This is a genomic window from Streptomyces sp. NPDC059456 (assembly GCF_042750055.1).
Taxonomy (GTDB): domain Bacteria; phylum Actinomycetota; class Actinomycetes; order Streptomycetales; family Streptomycetaceae; genus Streptomyces.
Window position 1 is genome coordinate 1 of record NZ_JBHYVA010001082.1, and the last position, 1,572, is coordinate 1,572.

General features: G+C 71.8%; 1 protein-coding gene and 1 pseudogene. One reads left to right on the forward strand and one right to left on the reverse strand.

Translation table 11 applies throughout. The features are described from left to right. Positions 1-267, reverse strand: a pseudogene (locus ACFXA3_RS42330) (amidohydrolase); the annotation flags it as partial. Between the two features lie 251 nt (positions 268-518). Between ACFXA3_RS42330 and ACFXA3_RS42335 the strand changes: the two are divergent. Next, positions 519-1,547: an aspartate-semialdehyde dehydrogenase gene (locus tag ACFXA3_RS42335; protein WP_385196831.1), complete on the forward strand. Its 1,029-nt coding sequence runs from the start codon at positions 519-521 to the stop codon at positions 1,545-1,547. The last annotated feature ends 25 nt before the right edge of the window (positions 1,548-1,572 follow it).

Sequence of the window (1,572 nt, forward strand, 5' to 3'; positions counted from 1 at the left end):
GTGGTGGAGTTTGGGGGCGGTGGGGGGGGGCCCGGGCGGGCGGGGGGCGGGGTGGCCGCCGTGGGCCTCGGCGATCCGCTGCAACTTCGCCTGGTGCGGTTCGGCACCTCGGGCGGTGACCTCCGTCACCAGCTCCCTGGCCAGCCGGCCCTCGCGCGGGTGGGCGGCCGCCGGGGCGGCGGCCAGCAGGACGGGTGCGGCGACGGCGGTGGCCGCGAGGGCGGCGAGCGCCGGTATGGACCGGCGGCGGTGGCGGATGGCGCGCACGGTGGTTTCTCCCCGAGTTCGGTGTACGGAACGTCCGTCCGGATAGCGGACGCGACGGAACGGACCGTAACCGGCTGCGACCGGGCAAAACGGGTGCTCGGCGGGGGTGCAACACGCCCGCCACGAACGTGTCACGGGGGTTCACATCCGGGACACCGTCCGTTCCTCGGACAATGGATTGGACAAGCCTCGTGGGGTCGAACGCATGATGGCTCCACGCGCCCGCGTCGTACGTAGCAGAAGGAGTCACCGTGAGGGTCGGAATCGTCGGAGCCACCGGACAGGTCGGCGGAGTCATGCGCGGCATCCTCGCCGAGCGCAAGTTCCCGGTGGACGAGCTGCGGCTGTTCGCCTCGGCCCGTTCCGCGGGCTCGACCCTCGCATGGGAGGGCACGGAGATCACCATCGAGGACGCCTCCACGGCCGACTACTCCGGCCTGGACATCGTGCTCTTCTCCGCGGGCGGCGCGACGTCCAAGGCCCTCGCCGAGAAGGTCGCCTCCCAGGGCGCCGTCGTGATCGACAACTCCTCCGCCTGGCGCCGCGACCCCGAGGTGCCGCTCGTCGTCTCCGAGGTCAACCCGCACGCGATCAAGGACCGCCCCAAGGGCATCATCGCCAACCCGAACTGCACCACCATGGCCGCGATGCCCGTGCTGCGTCCGCTGCACGAGGAGGCCGGCCTGACGGCGATGGTCGCCACCACCTACCAGGCCGTCTCCGGCTCCGGCCTGGCCGGCGTCGCCGAGCTCAAGGGCCAGGCCTGCGCGGTCTCCGAGGCCGCCGACCAGCTGACCTTCGACGGCGGCGCGGTGGACTTCCCGGAGCCGGCCGTCTACAAGCGCCCCATCGCGTACAACGTGGTCCCGCTCGCCGGCAACCTGGTCGACGACGGCTCCTTCGAGACCGACGAGGAGCAGAAGCTCCGCAACGAGTCCCGCAAGATCCTGGAGATCCCGGAGCTCAAGGTCTCCGGCACCTGCGTGCGCGTACCGGTCTTCTCCGGCCACTCCCTCCAGGTCAATGCCCGCTTCGCGAACCCGATCAGCGTGGAGCGCGCGTACGAGCTCCTCAAGGACGCCCCGGGCGTCGAGCTCTCGGAGATCCCGACCCCCCTCCAGGCAGCGGGCAAGGACGCCTCGTACGTGGGCCGCATCCGCGTGGACGAGACCGTCGAGAACGGCCTCGCGCTGTTCCTCTCGAACGACAACCTCCGCAAGGGCGCCGCGCTGAACGCGGTCCAGATCGCGGAGCTCGTCGCGGAGGAGCTCCGCGGCTGATCCGGCGGACCCGTGGACGCGGCGG